This window comes from Corynebacterium sp. (assembly GCF_030532965.1).
In the GTDB taxonomy this organism is placed as follows: domain Bacteria; phylum Actinomycetota; class Actinomycetes; order Mycobacteriales; family Mycobacteriaceae; genus Corynebacterium.
On record NZ_JAUNKC010000005.1, the window covers coordinates 94683 to 114908 of the forward strand.

At 54.6% G+C, this 20226-nt stretch carries 19 protein-coding genes; 17 read left to right on the top strand and 2 right to left on the bottom strand.

The features are described 5' to 3' along the window. Positions 1–8 precede the first annotated feature (8 nt). The 16 genes from murC to Q4D85_RS04210 all read left to right on the top strand — a co-directional run bounded on the left by murC (position 9) and on the right by Q4D85_RS04210 (position 17284). A complete protein-coding gene (murC, locus tag Q4D85_RS04135; protein ID WP_303198413.1) occupies positions 9–1457 on the top strand; it encodes a UDP-N-acetylmuramate--L-alanine ligase in 1449 nt (482 codons plus the stop codon). 8 nt (positions 1458–1465) lie between these two features. Further along, positions 1466–2116 (top strand): cell division protein FtsQ/DivIB, encoded by a 651-nt coding sequence (locus Q4D85_RS04140; RefSeq protein WP_303198414.1) that lies wholly within the window; start codon positions 1466–1468, stop codon positions 2114–2116. A 487-nt stretch (positions 2117–2603) separates the two neighbouring features. After that, on the top strand, positions 2604–3821 hold the full coding sequence (ftsZ, locus tag Q4D85_RS04145) for a cell division protein FtsZ (protein ID WP_303198415.1): 1218 nt from the start codon (positions 2604–2606) through the stop codon (positions 3819–3821). Positions 3822–3911: 90 nt separating this feature from the next. Continuing rightward, the gene (gene pgeF / locus Q4D85_RS04150; RefSeq protein ID WP_303198416.1) at positions 3912–4637 is read left to right on the top strand and encodes a peptidoglycan editing factor PgeF; all 726 of its coding nucleotides are present in this window, start codon (positions 3912–3914) and stop codon (positions 4635–4637) included. Positions 4638–4787: 150 nt separating this feature from the next. Beyond that, a complete protein-coding gene (locus Q4D85_RS04155; RefSeq protein WP_047262496.1) occupies positions 4788–5228 on the top strand; it encodes a cell division protein SepF in 441 nt (146 codons plus the stop codon). A gap of 293 nt (positions 5229–5521) precedes the next feature. Next, on the top strand, positions 5522–5809 hold the full coding sequence (locus Q4D85_RS04160) for a YggT family protein (protein WP_303198418.1): 288 nt from the start codon (positions 5522–5524) through the stop codon (positions 5807–5809). Between the two features lie 525 nt (positions 5810–6334). Beyond that, on the top strand, positions 6335–7282 hold the full coding sequence (locus Q4D85_RS04165; protein WP_303198446.1) for a DivIVA domain-containing protein: 948 nt from the start codon (positions 6335–6337) through the stop codon (positions 7280–7282). 165 nt (positions 7283–7447) lie between these two features. Next, on the top strand, positions 7448–7612 hold the full coding sequence (locus Q4D85_RS04170; protein WP_303198420.1) for a hypothetical protein: 165 nt from the start codon (positions 7448–7450) through the stop codon (positions 7610–7612). 369 nt (positions 7613–7981) lie between these two features. Beyond that, positions 7982–11140 (top strand): isoleucine--tRNA ligase, encoded by a 3159-nt coding sequence (gene ileS, locus Q4D85_RS04175; protein WP_303198421.1) that lies wholly within the window; start codon positions 7982–7984, stop codon positions 11138–11140. 197 nt (positions 11141–11337) lie between these two features. Further along, on the top strand, positions 11338–12306 hold the full coding sequence (locus Q4D85_RS04180; protein WP_303198422.1) for a hypothetical protein: 969 nt from the start codon (positions 11338–11340) through the stop codon (positions 12304–12306). 149 nt (positions 12307–12455) lie between these two features. Continuing rightward, on the top strand, positions 12456–12821 hold the full coding sequence (locus tag Q4D85_RS04185; RefSeq protein WP_303198423.1) for a GntR family transcriptional regulator: 366 nt from the start codon (positions 12456–12458) through the stop codon (positions 12819–12821). Positions 12822–12853: 32 nt separating this feature from the next. Beyond that, on the top strand, positions 12854–13783 hold the full coding sequence (locus Q4D85_RS04190) for a hypothetical protein (protein ID WP_303198424.1): 930 nt from the start codon (positions 12854–12856) through the stop codon (positions 13781–13783). Beyond that, on the top strand, positions 13780–14397 hold the full coding sequence (locus Q4D85_RS04195) for a polymer-forming cytoskeletal protein (protein WP_303198425.1): 618 nt from the start codon (positions 13780–13782) through the stop codon (positions 14395–14397). The genes Q4D85_RS04190 and Q4D85_RS04195 overlap by 4 nt, the downstream gene beginning before the upstream one ends. Beyond that, a complete protein-coding gene (locus tag Q4D85_RS04200) occupies positions 14394–15230 on the top strand; it encodes a polymer-forming cytoskeletal protein (protein ID WP_303198427.1) in 837 nt (278 codons plus the stop codon). The genes Q4D85_RS04195 and Q4D85_RS04200 overlap by 4 nt, the downstream gene beginning before the upstream one ends. Further along, positions 15212–16627, top strand: a complete 1416-nt coding sequence (locus Q4D85_RS04205) for an ATP/GTP-binding protein (protein WP_303198428.1) — start codon at positions 15212–15214, stop codon at positions 16625–16627. Before Q4D85_RS04200 ends, Q4D85_RS04205 begins: the two co-directional genes overlap by 19 nt. A 69-nt stretch (positions 16628–16696) precedes the next feature. Further along, positions 16697–17284 (top strand): RloB family protein, encoded by a 588-nt coding sequence (locus Q4D85_RS04210; RefSeq protein ID WP_303198429.1) that lies wholly within the window; start codon positions 16697–16699, stop codon positions 17282–17284. Between the two features lie 436 nt (positions 17285–17720). On the opposite strand, the gene Q4D85_RS04215 is transcribed toward Q4D85_RS04210, so the two are convergent. Beyond that, complete coding sequence (locus Q4D85_RS04215) at positions 17721–18227, bottom strand: hypothetical protein (RefSeq protein WP_303198430.1); 507 nt, start codon at positions 18225–18227, stop codon at positions 17721–17723. Positions 18228–18269: 42 nt separating this feature from the next. Then, positions 18270–19256: an SGNH/GDSL hydrolase family protein gene (locus Q4D85_RS04220; protein WP_303198431.1), complete on the bottom strand. Its 987-nt coding sequence runs from the start codon at positions 19254–19256 to the stop codon at positions 18270–18272. A 103-nt stretch (positions 19257–19359) separates the two neighbouring features. Between Q4D85_RS04220 and Q4D85_RS04225 the strand changes: the two genes are divergently transcribed. After that, the gene (locus Q4D85_RS04225; RefSeq protein WP_303198432.1) at positions 19360–20211 is read left to right on the top strand and encodes a DMT family transporter; all 852 of its coding nucleotides are present in this window, start codon (positions 19360–19362) and stop codon (positions 20209–20211) included. The last annotated feature ends 15 nt before the right edge of the window (positions 20212–20226 follow it).

Sequence of the window (20226 nt, forward strand, 5' to 3'; positions counted from 1 at the left end):
CGTTTCTCATGACCAACACTTATGATCTTTCCCGGGTTCATCTCATCGGTATCGGCGGAGCAGGTATGTCGGGGGTGGCTCGAATCCTGCTGAGTCGCGGTGCGGTCGTTACAGGCTCCGACGTAAAAGAATCCCGCCCGATTCTGGCTTTGCGTTCCATGGGTGCAACAATCGCAGTGGGTCACGATGCCGAAAACCTAAGGCTCGCGGGTGAACTGCCAACCGTTGTGGTGACGTCGTTTGCGGCGATTCCACACAACAACCCGGAATTGGTGGCAGCCGCGGAAAACGGGATTCCGGTCATCCGCCGTTCTGATCTGTTGGGCGAATTGATGATGGGCTCGACCCAGGTGTTGATCGCCGGTACCCACGGTAAGACCTCCACCACGTCGATGGCGGTGGTGGCGATGCAAGCGGCTGGGATGGATCCAAGTTTCGCTATTGGTGGCCAACTGAATAAGGCCGGTACCAACGCCCACCAGGGCAATGGTGAATGCTTCGTTGCGGAGGCCGATGAATCGGACGCCTCCCTTTTGCGGTACAGCCCGGACATTGCTGTCGTGACCAATATCGAGCCAGATCACTTGGACTTTTTTAAAACCCCGGAAGCGTATTTCCAGGTGTTTTCCGATTTCGCCGACCGGGTTTCCGATTCCGGTTGTTTAATTGTTTGCTTGGACGACGACCACGCGGCCGAATTGGGTCATCGCAAGAAAGACAGCGTCACGGTCGTGGGTTATGGTACGGCTGCGGCTGCCAAAAAGCACCCGGAATTGGCGCACACAATCGTGGAAGATGTCGAGGTTGGCGATAATGTCACCACCGCGCGGTTGACGGTCTTGGGCAAGGAAGTCGTGATTACCCTACAGATACCAGGGATTCACATGGTGTTAAACGCAGCCGCCGCGATCACCGCAGGCGTCAAAGCTGGTGGGGATTTGCAGAAACTCGCCGCCGGGGTTTCTGGTTTTACTGGCGTGCGTCGCCGCTTCGAGTTTCATGGGGCAGTGGAAGCAGGGCAGTTTAGTGGGGTAGAAGTCTACGACGACTACGCGCATCACCCCACCGAGGTGGAAGCCGTTTTGACTGCGGCACGGGAAAAGATCGACGCGCGCGGCACTGGGCGGGTAGTGGTCGCCTTCCAGCCTCATTTGTATTCCCGCACGATGGAATTCGCCGCCGAGTTCGCCGAGGCGTTGTCGCTTGCCGATCACGTGGTGGTTCTCGATATTTTCGGCGCACGGGAAGAACCAGTCGAAGGCGTTGATTCGCGCATTATCACGCAGCGGATGACTAAACCTGCCGTATTTGAACCGGATTTTTCCCGGGTACCGGACGTTATCGCTGGGATCGCCCAGCCTGGGGACATGGTGATTACTATGGGGGCAGGTTCCGTTACGATGCTTGCCGACGAAATCTTGCTGCAATTACGGGGCGAAGAGCAGTCGGCTGACTAAAGGCAGTTATGAAAAAGTTTCTCATCACCGTCCTCGGGCTCGTCATCATCGGTGGCGTGGCGTTGACCTTATGGCTCTACCCGGTAATCACCGTTAAGAAGGTAGATGTGGCTGGTCAGGTACAAACCACATCTGAAGAATTGGATGCCATAACCCAGCCACTGGTGGGGCAAAACGTCCTACGGGTAGATACAAACGACGTCGCAGAACAGCTTGTTGGGCTGCCGTGGATTGCCTCGGCGACGGCGGTGAAGAAACTTCCCTCCACCATCGAAGTGAAACTGCAGGAACACGAGGCCATCCTGTATGCGCCACGAGACGATGGCGACCACCTGATTAATTCCAACGGCGTGGCATTCGTTATTGAGAATCACCCAGAAGGAGCGATTGCAGTCACCGGTGCCTCTGAGGATGACGCGAATTTTCTGCGGTCAGTGATCGGGGTGCTTGAGGCCATCGGCCCGGACATGAAAGCCCATATCGCCGAGATCCGTATCAAAGACAGCATCGCGGTGGAATTGGTGCTTCACGACGGCCGGGTGATTTTCTGGGGCGCGCCGGAAAACAATGGCGATAAGGCCGTAGCCTTCGCTGCCGCATTGTCTCGACCTGAAGGACAGCTTGATATTTCGGGTGCCCCAGTCATCGCGGTTCGATAGAGAACTTCGTCACCCGGAAAAATTTTTCCCTAGATTTATCATTTGAATTGCGCGGAAGCCAATGGTGGGGTTCATGGGAAGGGCGGAGACTACTGTGACTAGAAACGTCAATTGTGCACCTTGTTAATCGCGCTGCTCATGGGGTGAAAAGCGAGAATAGTGCCTAAAGTAATTTCCGAAATGCGGGGCGGGCTGGGTGTCGAAAACCGCTGGTAGCATATTCGATTTCCACTTAGGTAATTCTCATAATCCCACGTAAAAAGTCTAAACCTCGGGTTGAGGGTACCGACACGCCGCCCAAAATGTCCCCACCCGGTGCCACATTTTCGGACAAGATGTAACTGCGAAAGCAGAATCATATTGTTGGCTTTCTCACGGGGCTGGGTGCAGATAATTAACCCCAAATTACCTCAATGGGATTTAGTTCACGATAGGATTCGATAGGCAAAACTTTGGATATACCCATACGGAAAGGCGAGTCTCATTTATGACTTCCCCAGATAACTACCTCGCCGTTATCAAGGTTGTTGGTGTCGGCGGCGGCGGCGTCAACGCCGTCAACCGCATGATTGAGGAGGGCTTAAAGGGCGTCGAATTTATTGCGGTCAATACTGATTCGCAGGCGCTCATGTTCTCCGATGCAGACGTAAAGCTCGACATTGGTCGGGAAGCAACCCGCGGTCTCGGAGCCGGTGCTAATCCCGAGGTTGGGCGGCAATCCGCCGAGGACCACAAGAGTGAAATCGAAGAAACCCTCAAAGGGGCGGACATGGTGTTCGTCACCGCAGGTGAGGGCGGCGGAACCGGAACCGGTGCCGCGCCCGTCGTGGCCGCTATAGCGAAAAAGATGGGCGCTCTTACTGTTGGTGTCGTTACCCGACCATTCAAATTCGAAGGCCAGAAGCGTACCCGGCAGGCAATGGCTGGCATTGACGCTCTGCGTGAGGTCTGTGACACCTTGATCGTGATTCCGAACGATCGACTCCTCCAGTTGGATTCCTCCAACCTGACCATGATGGAGGCGTTCCGCGCCGCCGACCAGGTGCTGCACAACGGTGTGCAGGGCATCACCGACCTGATCACCATCCCGGGTCTGATCAACGTTGACTTCGCCGACGTTCGCTCCGTCATGGCCGATGCAGGCTCGGCGCTCATGGGTGTCGGCTCGGCGCGCGGTGAGAACCGCGTCATGAGTGCAGCGCAGCAGGCAATTAATTCCCCACTTTTAGAATCCACCATGGAAGGCGCAAAGGGCGTGCTGCTCTCTGTTGCAGGCGGATCCGACCTGGGCCTGCAAGAAGTCAATGACGCAGCCACCATGGTCCAAGAAAAGGCTGACGGCGATGTCAACCTGATCTTCGGTACCATCTTCGACGACAATCTTGGCGACGAAGTGCGTGTCACCGTCATCGCGACCGGTTTCGAGGGCCGTAAATCCGACACCCCGATTCAACGGCAGCCAGAACCAGAGGTTCAGAAACCACAACTGGTGGAGCCAGTCACCCCGGCCCCTGCGACCGAAGGTTCATCGCTGTTTGGCCAGGATTCCCGCGAGGACGACTACGATGCCCGGCATCGCCGCTCCACAGAATTCCAGCCTTCGTACCGCGACGACCGCAGCGGGGGACTGTTTACCAATCGGGAGCACCGGGAACAGCCTGCTTCCAACGGCGACGAATTAGACGTACCGGATTTCCTCCGGTAGTACTACCGTCGCGTGCTCGCGTTGAATGAGACGCGAGTAAACCGCAAGGTGATCCTAGTACCGAAAACCAACCGCTAGTTTAGGAAGTCAATGGCAGGAACCGTCGAAAATCGTCCAGTCCGCAAAGTGTTTACCAATCGGTTCGGGGGCGTGTCCGCGCCACCATATGAATCGTTCAACCTAGGTGACCACGTCGGCGACGATCCACAGGCGGTTCGTGCCAATCGAGAACGGTTGGCTTCGGTACTCGGCCTAGAATTCGATCAACTACTGTGGATGGAACAAATCCACTCCAATACCGTAACCATCGTTGATAAGACGATGCGAGGATCGGTGGTGCCAGCCACCGACGCGATGGTTACCACCGATAACCAGCTGGCGCTGTGCGTCCTTGTGGCCGATTGCGTACCAGTGTTGCTGTCCGACACCGAAGCCGGGGTCGTGGCGGCGGTTCATGCCGGGCGTCTGGGCGCCAGAAACGGGATAGTGTCCCGCACCGTCGAAACGATGATGAGTCTCGGGGCGCGGCCGGAAACTATCCATGTGCTATTGGGTGCGGCCGCCAGCGGCAAACATTACGAACTGCCGGAACCGATGGCGCGCGACGTCGAAAAGCATCTGCCCGGCTCACTTACTCGGACATCCAAGAAAACATGGGGAATCGATGTCCGCGCCGGGTTGGTACGGCAATTAATGGCATTGGGCGTGACCGCTATCGACGCTGATCCGCGCTGCACTATCGAGGATGAATCCTTCTTTTCCTACCGTCGGGAAGGTACTACTGGGCGGCAAGCTGGCGTCGTTTTTCTTACTTAAAATTTGATAAGAGAAATTTGGCAAATTTTTCACGCCACACCGCGTGTCCGAACCAGTAACACACGGTAGAGCACAGTACTTTAAAAAATATCCAACCGTTACGAAGTTGATACCAGTCAGATATACGAGGGGAAGGGAAACTAAACCACCATGTCAATCGTCAATAAAACAAAGCAATTCTTCGGTCTCGGCCCATACGAGATGGAGCACGAGGACCCATATTACGCAGATGCACCTCGCTACGATGGTGCGGTTGCATACGCACCTGAGCGTGTTGCTTACGAACCTGCATACGACGATTATCGGGACGAGCGCGAGGTTGTGTATAACACCTCGATCGTTGCGGTCAAGATTTTTAACTACAACGACGCCGTGAAAATCGGTGAACCATTCCGGGACGGCGATGCCGTTATTTTCGATATGAGCGGAATGCAGGCAGACGAGGCAAAGCGGATCATCGATTTCGCTGCTGGCCTGTGCTACGCACTGCGGGGACAGATGCGGAAACTGGAAGGCAAGATCTTTGCCATCACTCCAGAGCACTCAACCGTTGATCTTCACGACCTGCGTCGAGCTGCGAACATCCAATAACGTACCTGCGAGTGTGGTTACCATAATTCCTCTCGCATACGTTTGTTGCACTTCGACGCTTCCGCTTAAACCATAATCAGGTTGTATTCTTCGTAACTGGAAACAAATGTGCACTCCACGTCGTTTCACCTCTAGCAACTTTTTCTCAATGTGCTTGCAAGGTGTGCGGGCGTGGAGTTTTTACTGCCGTGGTTGCAGCGGCGCCTTGGTTTCTCCCCGGTCGCAACCTGAATTAAAGTATGCATAACGGTAAAAGCCCAGTTTTCTCACTACGGAAGGTTAATGAAAACAACGTGGAAGTAGTAAAGTTTGCCTTGCTTTGGGCGATCCAGATTTACATGTATATCCTCATCGGCAGGATTTTGGTGGAAATGATCGTCTCCTTCTCCCGAAATTTCACGGCACCAAGTTGGTTTACCCGATTTGCCGAGACTCTTTTCGTCCTCACCGACCCACCGGTTAAGGCGCTTCGTTCGATCATTCCACCATTACGAATGAATAACGTTGCCTTGGACCTGTCGGTTCTGGTTCTGTATTTTGGGCTGGTTCTCCTGCAATATGTAATCAACGTCGTGTTGTAATGTTCTTCTCATTTTTAGGCGGCATGATCCGGTTGCAGTAATGGTTAGTAATCGGGGATTTTTAGGCTCTTTCCTGCGGTTTTATCGGGGAAGGGCCGATTATTTTTGGCCAGATCGTCGGCTGTGACGCCAGTGACGTACGAGAAAAAATATAAGAACGATAATCCCTTTATGCTTCCGTGGTGTTTCCGACGGGCGTGTCGAGTAAAGGTTTATGGATTCTATATTTTTGGTACCCACTACTGGGGGAGGTGGGAGTGTGGGGTGGGCTACTTGGGGCGGGGAATGACGAAAAATCCAAAAAATTATAAGAATTTTTTGGACTATCTAAAACACCTGTTTACCGCTGCAATCGCGGGAATCTGCGCAGGTGCTTCCTGGGGTTTCGGCGTTCAGATTGATAACTGGACTTAACATTTAGACTTGAATGTGCGTTATGGTTAACAAGAACGTTATAAAAGTTATATCTTCGGTTCGACGGATCCGGATTGAAGATAACCTATGAATCTCGAAGGGAATAGTTCCATGCCGCTGACTCCAGCCGATGTGCATAACGTCGCTTTCAGCAAGCCGCCGATTGGCAAGCGCGGCTACAACGAGGATGAGGTCGATCAGTTCTTGGACCTGGTTGAGGATACTCTCGCCGAGATTCAAGACGAGAACGATGATCTTCGTCAGCAAGTAGAAGAACTCAAAGCCGAGCTTGAGCAGGCACGTTCCGGTGGCGCACCTTCCCGTGGTGCTTCCAGCGTCGACGAGTCCGCAATCCGCGCCCAGATCGAATCGCAGCTGCGCAACGAATACAACGCGAAGCTGGCTGACGCTAAGGCTGAAGCAGAGCGCGCACACGCTGAAGCTCGTGCGGCCAAGGCTGAAGCAGAGGCTGCGAAGTCCGCTTCTTCCTCCGCTGCAGTTTCCGCCGCCGCGGTGCTGCCAACTGGCGACCCAGTAAGCCCCGACACCCACATGCAGGCTGCAAAGGTGCTTGGTCTTGCGCAGGAGATGGCTGACCGCATGACCAGCGAGGCACAGGCCGAATCCCGCTCCATGCTTGACGACGCTCGCGCCGCCGCCGAGAAGCAGATTTCCTCCGCCGAAGCGACTGCACGTGCCACCCTGGAAGACGCTCGGTTGCGTTCGGACAAGCAGATTGCGGAAGCAAATGCGTTGGCAGACCGTTTGGTTTCCGATGCGCAGGCGAAATCTGAGCAAACCATCGCAGAGGCTAACTCCCGTGCTGAGGCTCAGGTTAAGGCAGCAGAAGATAAGGCTAATGCTCTCCAGGCTGACGCTGAGCGTAAGCACACCGAAATCATGGCTACCGTTAAGCAACAGCAGACCGCACTGGAGACCCGCATTGCGGAACTGCGCACCTTCGAGCGCGAATACCGCACCCGGCTCAAGACCCTGCTGCAAAGCCAGCTGGAGGAACTCGAGTCCCGCGGTTCGGCTTTGCCAGGCAGCGACAAGTAATGTCGGTGTCGAGCTGATTTAAGTTAGACGCAACAAAGGGCCTCCCGGGTGGCGCATTCCGCCCGGGAGGCTTTTTGCGGATGTAGCACAAAATTTGTTAGAAATACATAGTAAAACCTAATGGCTTGTTGGGTGATGGAACGCGAATTGAGAACGGAGTGAAACATGCTGGTCGCTGCGCTTGTCCTGGGATTCTTGGGCATCGGCTTTTTGGTTCTCTCCGTCGCGGTGACCGGCGGTTATTGGCAATTTGCGGCGATAGTCTCGGCGGTTGCCGGGCTGATGTGCCTAACGATTGATTACCTGCGCAAACGCAAGAATCAATCCTGATTTGAGTTTCATCACTCTTGGTCGGTTATACTTAACCACGCATGATAAACCCGCTAACACCACAGTGATTCCACGGTTTGTGTCAACCGCAGGCGGTCGCCATTATCAAGAATCATCACGGTGTAGGGAGTATCGCAAAATTTTAACCCTCACAACTTTTGGCAGTGATCCGGCAATCACCGGGGAGCCTTCCGGAAGAACGGGCATTCCTATGCCTCAGTAGAACCGGACGGGTAAGACCGTCATCTCCTTAACCTAATGAAGTGGGGTGTGGCCTGGCCGCACCCAAGCGGGGTGGTACCGCGTGCAAGCGTCCCCGCAACCGATAAAACTAACAGGTAAAACTCGTAGGTTTAGGAGAAGAATTTCATGACTGACGTGGGCAAAGTATATCCCCGAGTAGACATGACGGGCGGCTCGTCCAAGTTCCCGGAAATGGAACAAGAAGTTTTAGCGTACTGGGCTAAAGACGAAACCTTTAACGCGTCCTTGGACAATCGTGCCGATAGCGAAGAATACGTTTTCTACGACGGCCCGCCCTTTGCTAATGGCTTGCCGCACTACGGGCACCTTTTAACTGGTTATGTCAAAGACATCATCCCGCGTTACCGCACCATGAAGGGTAATTTGGTGGGTCGGGTCTTCGGCTGGGACTGCCACGGGTTGCCTGCGGAATTAGAGGCGGAGAAGCAATTAGGCATTAAGGACAAGGGCGAGATCGAGTCCATGGGCCTTGAGAAATTCAACGAGTACTGTGCCACATCGGTTTTGGAATACACCGAGGAGTGGAAAGAGTACGTCACCCGGCAGGCCCGGTGGGTGGATTTCGATAACGGCTATAAAACCATGGACCTGGATTTCATGGAATCCGTCATGTGGGCCTTTAAAACTCTTTACGATAAGGGCTTGATCTACCAGGGCTTTAGGGTGTTGCCGTATTCCTGGGCGGAGCACACTCCGTTGTCTAATCAGGAAACTCGGTTGGATGATTCCTATAAGATGCGCCAGGACCCAACCCTTACCGTGACGTTGCCGATCACCGGTCGGGTTGCGGGCAGTTCCGCGAATCTGGATCTGGTGGGCGCGGCGGCACTCGCCTGGACCACCACGCCGTGGACGTTGCCGTCGAACTTGGCGTTGGCGGTGAACCCCACCGTGACGTATGCGTTGGTGGAAGTCGGCGCTGATGGCGTGGCAGATTTTGTGGGGCAGCGGTTCTTACTAGCGGAAAACTTGGTGTCTGCGTACGCCAAGGAGCTAGGGGAGTACACCGTGGTGTCTACTCACCCTGGTTCGGAGCTGGTGGGTCTGACCTATGAGCCGGTCTTTGGCTATTTCCGGGATCACCCTAATGCCTTCCAGATCATCGGCGCGGATTATGTGACCACCGAGGACGGTACCGGTATCGTGCACCAAGCCCCCGCTTTCGGTGAGGACGATATGTTTGCCTGTGAGGCGGCGGGCATTGATGTTGTTATCCCGGTCGATATGGACGGTAAGTTCACCTCCTTGGTTCCTGACTATGAAGGCCAATTGGTGTTCGACGCTAATAAGAACATCATCCGTGACCTTAAGGCAGCTCAGCGGGTGGTTCGGCACCAAACCATCGAGCACTCCTATCCGCACTCGTGGCGTTCCGGCGAGCCGCTGATCTACATGGCGCTTCCGTCGTGGTTTGTTGCGGTCACGAAGTTCCGCGATCGCATGGTGGAGCTGAACCACAATGAGATCGAGTGGATGCCCGCGCATATCCGGGATGGCCAGTTCGGCAAGTGGTTGGAAGGCGCGCGCGATTGGAATATCTCCCGTAATCGCTATTGGGGTTCGCCGATCCCGGTGTGGGTTTCCGACGACGAGAATTATCCACGCGTGGATGTCTACGGTTCCCTCGACGAGCTTGAGCGTGACTTCGGGGTGCGTCCGACGTCGTTGCACCGGCCGTATATCGACGAATTGGTGCGCCCAAACCCAGACGACCCTACCGGCAAGTCCATGATGCGCCGGGTGCCGGAGGTTCTGGACTGCTGGTTCGAGTCGGGTTCGATGCCGTTTGCGCAGAAGCACTACCCGTTTGAGAACAAAGAGTGGTTTGATACCCATTCGCCTGCGGATTTCATCGTGGAGTATTCCGGCCAGAGCCGCGGCTGGTTCTACACCATGCACGTGCTAGCGACGGCGCTGTTCGACCGGCCTTCCTACAAGAAGGTGGTGGCACACGGCATTGTGTTGGGTGACGACGGCCTGAAGATGAGTAAGTCTAAGGGCAATTACCCGAACGTGAACGAGGTGTTCCAGCGGGATGGTTCGGACGCGATGCGGTGGTTCCTCATGTCCTCGCCGATCCTGCGCGGCGGCAACCTGATTGTCACTGAGCAGGGCATCCGGGAGGGTGTGCGCCAGGCGTTGCTGCCGATGTGGAATGCGTATTCCTTCTTGCAGCTGTATTCGTCGAAGCCTGCAACGTGGTCGGTGGATTCAACTGATGTGTTGGACCGGTATATCTTGGCCAAGCTGCATGATTTGGTGAAAAACACCAATGAGGCGTTGGATAACACCGATATCGCCCGGGCCTGTGACGAGGTCCGTTGGTTCTGCGAGGCGCTGACCAACTGGTATGTGCGTCGCTCCCGGGATCGGTTCTGGGCGGGCGACGATGAGCACCCAGAAGCGTTTAATACCCTCTACACGGTATTGGAGACGCTCACCCGGGTCACGGCGCCGTTGTTGCCGATGATCTCTGAGGTGATCTGGCGCGGTTTGACCGGTGAGCGTTCCGTGCACCTGGCAGATTTCCCAAATCCGGAGGACTTCCCGGCCGATGCTGCGCTGGTGAGCGCTATGGACGAGACCTGTGGCGTGTGTTCTGCGGCGTCGTCGATCCGTAAGGCCCATAAGTTGCGTAACCGCTTGCCGTTGCCGAAACTGACCGTGGCCGTGGCCGAGTCCGCGCGGTTGGCGGATTTCGTGTCGATCATCCGCGACGAGGTGAACGTTAAGGAGGTCGTGCTCACCGATGATGTGGATTCCGTCGGCCGGTTCGAGGTTGTGGTCAACGCCAAGGTCGCCGGTCCGCGGCTTGGTGGCGACGTGCAGCGGGTTATCAAGGCGGTCAAGGCTGGTAATTATGAGCACACTGATTCCGGCACGGTCATCGCCGATGGTATTGAGCTCAATTCCGACGAGTTCACGGAACGCCTGGTTGCGGTAGATCCGAAGTCGACCGCTCAGATTCCGTGCGTGGGTGGTCTGGTGCTGCTGGACATGACTGTCACCGAGGAATTAGAGGCCGAAGGTTGGGCTGCGGACGTGATCCGTGGCTTGCAGGACGCCCGTAAGGCCAGTGGCTTTGAGGTTTCCGATCGGATCGCGGTTACGCTGGCTGTTCCTGCCGATAAGGAGGAGTGGGCTAACCGCCACAAGGAGCTCATCGCGGGTGAGGTTCTCGCGGTGAATTTCACCATCGTGACGGACCAGAGCTTGCCGCACGAGGTGGTTGCTAACGTTACCGCAGCAGTGTCTAAGGCGTAGGCCGCTTTTCGAGGCTCAAACCGCCGCCGGTTTCCCAGGAATGGGGGAGCCGGCGGCGGTTTTTGGGGTTTGGTACTACCGGCGATTGATGCGTCTTTAGTATCGAAAAGCCTGTCAGCGCCACGGCGAGCGAGTACAGTGATCATGGCGATACATTGACAATGGTTATAAATAATTGACGGAAGTGAGGGCTTTTGATGGACAACCCCAGGCGTCGTGAGGTGCGCAAACTGATGTGGGCGGCGATCGCGCTTACTGTGGCGTGGGCGATCTATGCCACCATGCAGCTGGGCCAACTGCCAACACCCATGGCGGTGGGCTTTAACCTAACCGGTACTAAGCCGTATAACTTCGGCAGCCCCGCAGTGTTTGTGTGGGGCAACGCCTTGATAGCCGTTGTGGTTTCTGTATTCCTGTGCCAGGTTCTGCGGCTTGGTGCTCCGCCGGTGCACAGTTTCCGGCTGCATGGCGGAATGATGCTGGCGACATCCAGTTTCCTTGGAACTTATACCCTGGGAATTGTACTAGGTCAGGTTGGTCTGGCGGAGGCTGCCCACGCCCAGTTTTCGCCATTATGGGGCGTCGTGGCGCTGGTTATCGCGCTGATTTTCTTCCTGCTTGGTCGGGTAATCGTGAACCCGGCTGCTGTGACAACGACTGCGTCGGGATCTTCGGTTGGCACTGCGACGGCACCCTCCCCGGAACAAATCTGGGTGGGTAATGTCCGCATCGGCCGGAAGCTGAGTGCGGTTTTGATTGCGATTGGTTGTGTATTCGTGCCTCTTGGATGCCTGTTCCACTCCGTCTCGGCCATGGTCGTAGGCGTGGTGCTGCCGCTGATCATCTTCCACCTTCTCCAGATTTCGGTCACCATTGATGCTGACGGCATACGGGTGGGGTTGTTGTTACATACGATCTCTATTACGGTGCCGTGGGATAAGGTGACAGGCGCAGAACCGTTGTCGGTGACGGTGGACGAGTACGGCGGTTGGGGTGTTCGATTGAGTGAGGAACAAACCGCGTTGGTTCTCAGTGATGGAGCTGGCTTGAAGATTTCCGCCGCGATGGGAGAACCCGGCGACGTTATTGTCGGGATTGATGATGCTGAAACGGCAAGCCAGACGATCAATTATTACCTCGGTCGACAGACGCGCCTGCCTGGTTAAGGTGGGTTTTGTTGAGTCTGAAAAATAGCTTTTCAACGCTCAAACCGTCGCCAGTTTCCCAGGAATGTGGGAACCGGCGCCGGTTTTTTGTTTCAAAATACTATTAAAGCTACTTGTGCTAGTAGTGCTAGTTCATGTAGCCTAAAGGTATGTTGCTCGTCATTGACCCAGCCAACACAAAGCCGATCTACCAGCAGATCATCGATCAAGTCATGGCTCGTATCGCGGAAGGCTCACTGAAAGCTGGCGACCACCTGCCCGTTGCCAAAGACCTGGCGGCGGCATTAGGGGTGAATCGCAATACCGTCTTGCAGGCATACCGGCACTTACGCGACGGCGCAGTGATAGAGCTACGCCGCAGCCGGGGCGCGATCGTTCTGGCACCGCAAACGCCTAACGCTGCGGTGCCGGCGAGCGTCGAAAAGCTAATCGACGCCCTGGCCACCGAGTGTAATGACCACGCAATTTCGGCGGAAACGGTAATCAACGAACTACGAAAGCGAGGGCTACAATGAACCACGTTCCACACCGGGAAATAATAAAGATAGTGGCCGCGAACGTCGGATGTGCCGCAATCTGGACGGCGGTCGCCGTCGCACAATTACCGCGACTGCCGGAAACAATAGCGGTTCACTTTAGTGGCACCACACCGGATAATTTCGGCGACCCAAGATTCTATATCGCCGGGCTGGCAGGGATAACCGTAATTCTGACTGCGTTCATGGCTTTAATCCTGTATACAGTTTCACCCGCGCTGCGAAATTATCAAACCCACAGCGGGCTGGCGCTGGCAACTAACAGTTTCATGGGCGGCATTGCGCTTTATAGCCTGTGGATTCAGCGCGACTTGGCCGACCCGACGCAAACTAGATTTTCACCGGCGTGGTTGCTTGTTGTGGCGGTATTCGCAGTCGGATTCTTCCTGCTGGGGTGGGTGCTAGTCAATCCGTCCGCTTTTAGCGCGATAACATCGAAAACCCCCGCCGCAACCAGCGTCCCCAGTCTCGATGCTCCGCCCACCGCGCGGGTTATTTGGATCGGCTCCGGACGAACGCACTGGGGTGTTGCGGTGCTTATGATGACAACCTCCGTCGGCGCGATGATCCTCGGATATTGTATTGATTCCATACTCACAATGGTGCTCGGGGTGATCACACTGGTGATCGCACTGCTGATTTTCCGAGTAACCGTCACCATCACCGACACCGGGATTCGATGGGCGCTAGGCGGGATAATCGCCAAAACCATTCCGTGGGCGGAGATCACCGGGGTGGAACTGGTAACCGTTTCGCCCGGTGACTACGGCGGCTGGGGTTATCGCTTCAACGGCGAATCCAACGCTATCCTGCTACGCGGTGGCCCGGGCATAAAGATCTCCCGCCGCACCACCCGGCCATTGGTCATCACCGTCGACGATGCCGAAGCCGCCGTCCAGGCCGCCAATTTTTACCTCACCAACGAACCACAGGTGTCATGACGGCCTTCCGATATCTCCTCACAAACGACACTCGCGACCACTATGGGCACACCCTTTATCGCCTGCGCTATGGTGCCGATAGCTGGCCGGAGATTCCCGGCAGTCGCGCCGGGTGGGTGGAATCTGCTGCAAACATAGGTGGCAATGCGGATATCGGCGTCGATGCGATCGTATGGGAAAATGCGGTGGTCACTGGCGGCGCGTGTGTATCCGATTATGCAGAAATCTGCGGAAACGCACAGGTGAGCGGGCTTGCCACCGTAAGCGACCGGGTGCATATCTGTGGAATGGCTCGCGTCTATGGCGATGTCCATCTACGCGGCCGCGCCATCATCGCCGGTGACGCCGACGTATGCAGTGACTCCCACTGGATTTCCATCGACCCACTCGATGCCAGCGGCACCCACCTGACGATGTTTCGCACAAGGTCCGGGCATGGAATCGTGATCGCGCCGGGTGCGGCGATCACGCTGCCCCGGCCGCTGCATTACCCACCGAAACCAGCGACCTATCAACCACCAACGGTTATCACAATCGATCAACTAGACGAACGCTTTTCGACGCTCACGCCGTGGTTAACCACCGTGGCTCAGAGATGGGAGCAGTCACAATGACGACATTAATCAGACATTGGGAATTTAGCGGCGACGAGCTGGAATTCGATGCGCGCATTCTCAAACGGATTAGGGCCACCCGGGACCTGTCGCCATTAGTTCAGGCAGGCGACCTCGGCGGCTGGATTGAGCATCCAGGTAACCTCGCCGATTGCGCCTGGGTGGACAAGGATGCGAAAGTCTACGGCGAAGCTCTGGTCTTTGGGGCGGCGATCATCACGGACCAGGCAATTGTTCGCGACCAGGCCATAGTATCGGAACGTGCAACGGTGTCCGAACAGGCATGCATCAGCGGGACAGCATATGTTGGTGGCGAAGCGCTCATTTTCGGTACAGCTTCCGTATCCGGCAACGCCCGGATAATCGACTCCGTCACCGTGGAAGGAAAAGCCGTGATCACCGGAAACGCAGAACTACAAGACGCCGCGATAATCTCCGGCTCACCCCACATCTTCGGCGAGGTCACGATAACCGGTGCCCCGGAGATTGTCGGCTCCGCAAGACTCACAGGGAATGCTTCTGTAGCCGACCAGGTTCAGATTTCCGGATCCGCCCATATCCACGGCAAGGCAGCCATCGGTGGTGCGGGAATAATCACCGGCACCGCTGACATCGCTGCCACCGACCACTACGTCACCATCACCGGACTTGGCACAGACAACGCAATTCTCACACTGAGTCGAACCGCAACTGGACACCTGATTGTCATCGATGACACACCCGGTACTACCACCACACAGCCGTGGCTTGGAACTATCGACGAGCTGACCGGCTTCGACGAGATCATTCCATATCTGCGGCAGCGGGTGCGGGGATGGGCTTTAGCTCCGTAGAAATTGAATTATTAACCCCAATTTTTGATAAAAAATATAAAAATCTGCCATTTAGGTGTTATGGTTGGGCTATGGACCTACTACGGTTTTCTGTTTCAAATTTTCGTAGCATCAGTGAAGATCAGACTATTCATTTCACTTCCACAAAGAAAGAAACGCCATTGCCGGTGGTTGCGCTGTTTGGTGCCAATGCATCGGGTAAAAGTAACGTAATCGATGCATTAGGCTTTGCGCTTTCTGCGATCAAGCTTTCCGCAACGGAATGGCAATCTTCCAAGAGTGGTCGGCCAAAGCCGCATTATCCATTCAAATTGTCTGAGGAATGGCGAAACCAACCTAGTAGTTTTGAATTTGAATTCATCCACAATGAAACCCGCTATATCTACGGTTTTTCGTATTCTTTCGATGGGATTCACAGCGAATGGTTGTCCCGCAAGATTGCGCGATGGACATCGTGCCTGGATCGGGAACGATCAGGTGGCGAAACATATTTCAACCCATCCGTTTTTCCTGCTGAGGACTCCAAGTTCCTGACAAAGTTCAATGACTCTGAACTATTTATTTCCGCAGCAATAAAACACAATATCGGGACTTTGGGTGAGATCGGTTCAGTCTTGCTGGATTCCATCGTTCTATTGCCACTCGGTGAGATGTATCGGGATCGACGGATTTCACAATTCATTCAATTGGTACGAAACAATAAATTCCGCATTCACGACCTTGCGCTCATGCTACAGGCCGCTGACACTGGGATTGTAGATGTCCGTATTGAAGAAGAGGAACTTCCTGAAGAGGCTCTCAAGCATTTGAAGTCATTAATCAAATTCATCGGAAGAACCTTGAACAGCGAAGATGCGGAAGTCGACCGTCCTAACCTGGAATCCCTTGAAGACGAAATGATTGAGCGGATCGCTTACGTTCTTCGCTTTGTACATTGGGGAGAAAACGGCGAAACGTTCACATTGGAAATGGAGGAAGAATCAACTGGAACCTTGTTGTGGCTATCGCTAGCTCCCGTCTTGCTGGACGTTTTACGCAACGGAAAAATTTTGGTGGTTGATGAACTTGATAGTAGCTTACACAGCGCGATTGTATCGATGGTGGTGGAATGCTTCAGCGATCCAACAATCAATACCGCAGGTGCACAACTCTTTTTCAGTTCGCACAACACCAATATTTTGGAGCAACGTCGCGATCTTGGCCTAACAGAGGATTCGTATTGGTTTGTATCGAAAAACTATAGCGGTGCCAGCGAATACCGTTGTTTAAGCCGGTATCCAAACCAACTGAAGGCAAACTATGAAAAGCGCTATCTCGATGGAAATTATGGTGCGGTTCCTTATCCCTCTCCGTCTACGATTCGTGGACTAGTTTCGGGGGAGAAACAGGCAATCTAACCTATGGCGAAAAAACAACGTAGAAACGCTGGTCCACGCCTTGGTCGCAGGGCAGGGCGTGGACCCAATATGCCAGAGCATAAGCATGTTCTGGTTGTTACTGAAGGTACCTGCACTGAACCGCAATACTTTGAAAACTTAGGGCGAGTACTTAATGACAAAAAGATAGCAATTCGCTGTATCCCTAAAGGAGCAAAGGGCAATTGGAATCCAGATCCACTAAGTGTCGTTAAAAAGGCAATCGAAGAAAGAGACGCGCGTGTTGGCGAAGGAAAGAGTAAATTTGTTGAGTGTTTCGCCATAGTTGATGTTGATGAGTGGGGAGATAATCTCACAGAAGCCATACAACTAGCCCGCGAAAAAGAAATTACGGTCATCGTGTCTAATCCATGCTTTGAGGTTTGGCTTGCTATGCACTTGTCTAAGGCATGCCCGTCAACTAAAAGAGAAATTAGGAAGTTGGTCGAGAAAGAAGGGCTACTTTTGAAGGAAGGGAAAAGTTTACCTCCTAATTTTCCGAAACAAGATTATGAAGTAGCCTGCGAAAACGCAAGGACTCAATGTAAAACGGCGGCAGCTAACAAGATCGGGCCAATTCCGTCTACCGCAATGCCGGTTTTCTTCGATTTAGTGAAACGTCACTTTAATGAGGATTAGCGATCTTCCTATGTTTGCCACGGCCTTCCGCTTAGGATGGCGAAACTGGCGAATCCGGCCACCAGCCATAGGGTTGGAAGTAAACCGACGATATAGAGGGGCTTAGTGCTGGTACGAATAGCGTTAAAGCGATTCCGGTGCCACCAAGAAAAACCGAAAACGAAAACCAATCTGTGCGGCGTACCGGGCAGCCAGGACACCACCCACGGCGTTAGCGGCGCCGATAGTGGAAAAATAGAAGACCAACTGCGGCCGGATCGAGTACCAGGTGTTGAACCATATAGACCGTCGCGACCGTCGTTGATGCAGCAGATAATGCTCATAGCGAAAGCGTCCACGAAAAAGAAATGATGAATGATGGCTGTCTGTAGCGCGGTTTTGGGAAGGTGAAATGCTGATTACCTCATGCAAACCGTGGGTGATTGTGGATAAACCGCTAATGGGAACTGTGAATCTGGCAGGGGGAATACATGAGCATGATCGCTTGATGGATGTTTCCAGTGGGTGTTTGAATTGGTGTGGTGCTGTCGTGCACCCAGAAACAGTGGGTGAAATTTTGGTCGAAGATGTACGCCCATTCCATTACGCCGGAAATCGGGGCGGTGTGGGGATTATCGAGGTCGCTGAGGGCGTCGAAAAGCACAGAACTGGACGCTTGCAGCACCGTATTTTCAACGCCCTCGACCGGGTGGTGCGGAAGAACGTAAAGCTCTTCCTTCGGAAACACGGCGGTGAGCTGCGCGGGCGTCACCCGTGTCGCATCGGTTACGGCAAACGGACGCTTGAAGGAAAACTGCTTGGTTGGGTAGAGGTGCGGATCAATCCACACTTTTGAGCTGCGGATATTTCCAGGAAAGAACCGATAAATAAGTTCCCGGCATAGCCGGATCGAGGTCTGCGGATCGGTGACCGCGACCCCGGGGCAATACTCAGATGTAGCCATGGTAGGAACCTATCGTGTTTCGGATCTGGCGCTTGTCGACGATTAAAGCCGGGGCAGATCGCCCAATTTCAGGTATTCGCCGACAATCCGGGCTTGTTCCTTTGTGCCGACCTCGTTGAGGTGAAGGATAAGATGCGGATCACGCTCCGGGGCATCGAGCAGATTTTTCACCCAGCGTTGTTCATCCGGCACACAGGAACCGTGCCCTTGGGAAGGGGTGAACACGTCCACATATTCCGCGCCAAGGTCCGGGGCGGACATCCGCATCGCGGTATTCAATGCATTGATATAGGTGCGCTGGGTTGGGTCATGCACAACGATCTTGAGTGGGAAGCCGTAGCGAGTGGTATCGATATAGCACAAGCGGTTGTCGGAACCGACAAATTCGGGATAACCGACGAGCAGAATTCGGGCATTGGGGGCTTGGGCGCGAATCCGGGCGACGGACGGCCCGATCCTTCGGCTGTACTCCGCAGGCGTAATAATCTTCGACGAGCCAAGATGACCATAGTCGCGGATGGCGTACCATGCTTCATTCCCACCGATGGTAATGGTCACCACCTGGGTCTGCGGGCCCAAGGCGTGCACGCTTTCCGCCCGATCCACCAATTGGCTAAGGCGCGCGGTAACCGGCGCGGCCTTGAAATAGTCTTGTTCGATCACGGCACCGGAACAGGTGGCGTTGAAAAACGACGTGAAGTTTTTAGACAAATGCATGGGGTAAGAATTAGGACCCCAGCGGCACGGGTCGCCGTCCTGGCGCGCCTCGTACTGCTCCTCAGTGCTGGGGTTGGCGGCATATGAATCGCCGAAAGCCACGTACTGCGCCCCGCCTTGTGGCACCGCGTGATACTTGCCGGGGTTACTTTTCGGCTCCGCGAGATTAAGATCCGGCAGCGGTTCTTCCTTGATTTCGGGCGGGAATGGTTGCGCTACAACGGTGTGCGGGGTGACTAAAAGACCACAGGTGGTTGCTAATGCCACGGCGATAGCAACAGACCGGGTGCGGGTTAAGGCTTTTTTCATCATGTGCTTAACTATGTAGTTGAGGTGGTTTTAACGACAAGAGCCAAGGATAACACGCCTTTTTCGATTTAGGCATTGGGAAATTTACCTACTAATCTTAAACGTCGTGACCGAAAATTCCACTTACCAAAAACTAGCCCCAATCGGATTGACTCTAGGCAGCGGCATCAGCGTCTACGTGGGTGCTGCCATCGCCGTCGGGCTGTTCGCGGTATTGCCACCAACACACGTGGCGTGGCTGCGGGTATTTTGCGCGGGCCTTATCATGACGATCATTTACCGCCCCCGATTCGGCGACTTTGTTGGTGACAAAGCGAAGCTGGCAATGGCCTATGGCGCATCGATGGTGTTGATGAACGTGTGCTTCTACAACGCCATTGAAACCATCCCACTTGGGACAGCGGTGGCAGTGGAATTCCTCGGCCCCATCACGGTTGGGGCGTTTGCCAGCCGAAAAATCCAACAATGGGTAGCTTTGCTGCTGGCAGCGGCGGGCGTGGTGGTGTTATCCGGCGCGCAATGGACGAACAACGCCCAAGGCATCCTGTTCGCATTAGGGGCCGCAGCCGGGTGGGGGATCTACATTGCAGTCGGATTGAAGATGTCCCGGGTGCTGTTAAACCGGAAAGAAACCCAGCAAATGCTGGGAGTAGGGCTGCTATATGGGGCGCTATTTGCTGCACCACTTGTGGTATTCCAACTACCTATCACCGTGAACATGGACCCAACCATGATGATCGGACTCGTGGTGGGGCTGGCGGTTTTATCAACTGTGATTCCAAGTTCGCTGGACATCGTTGCCATGCGGTTGTCCTCAGCGTCATTGTATGCGGTGCTTACCGCACTGATGCCCCTGGTCGCGACCATCTGTGGCGCGGTTATGCTCGGGCAGCTGCCCACCACGATCGAATTGATCGGCATTGCGTTAGTCGTCGTTGCGGTGATCGTCCGCAGATAACACCAAGTACGTAAC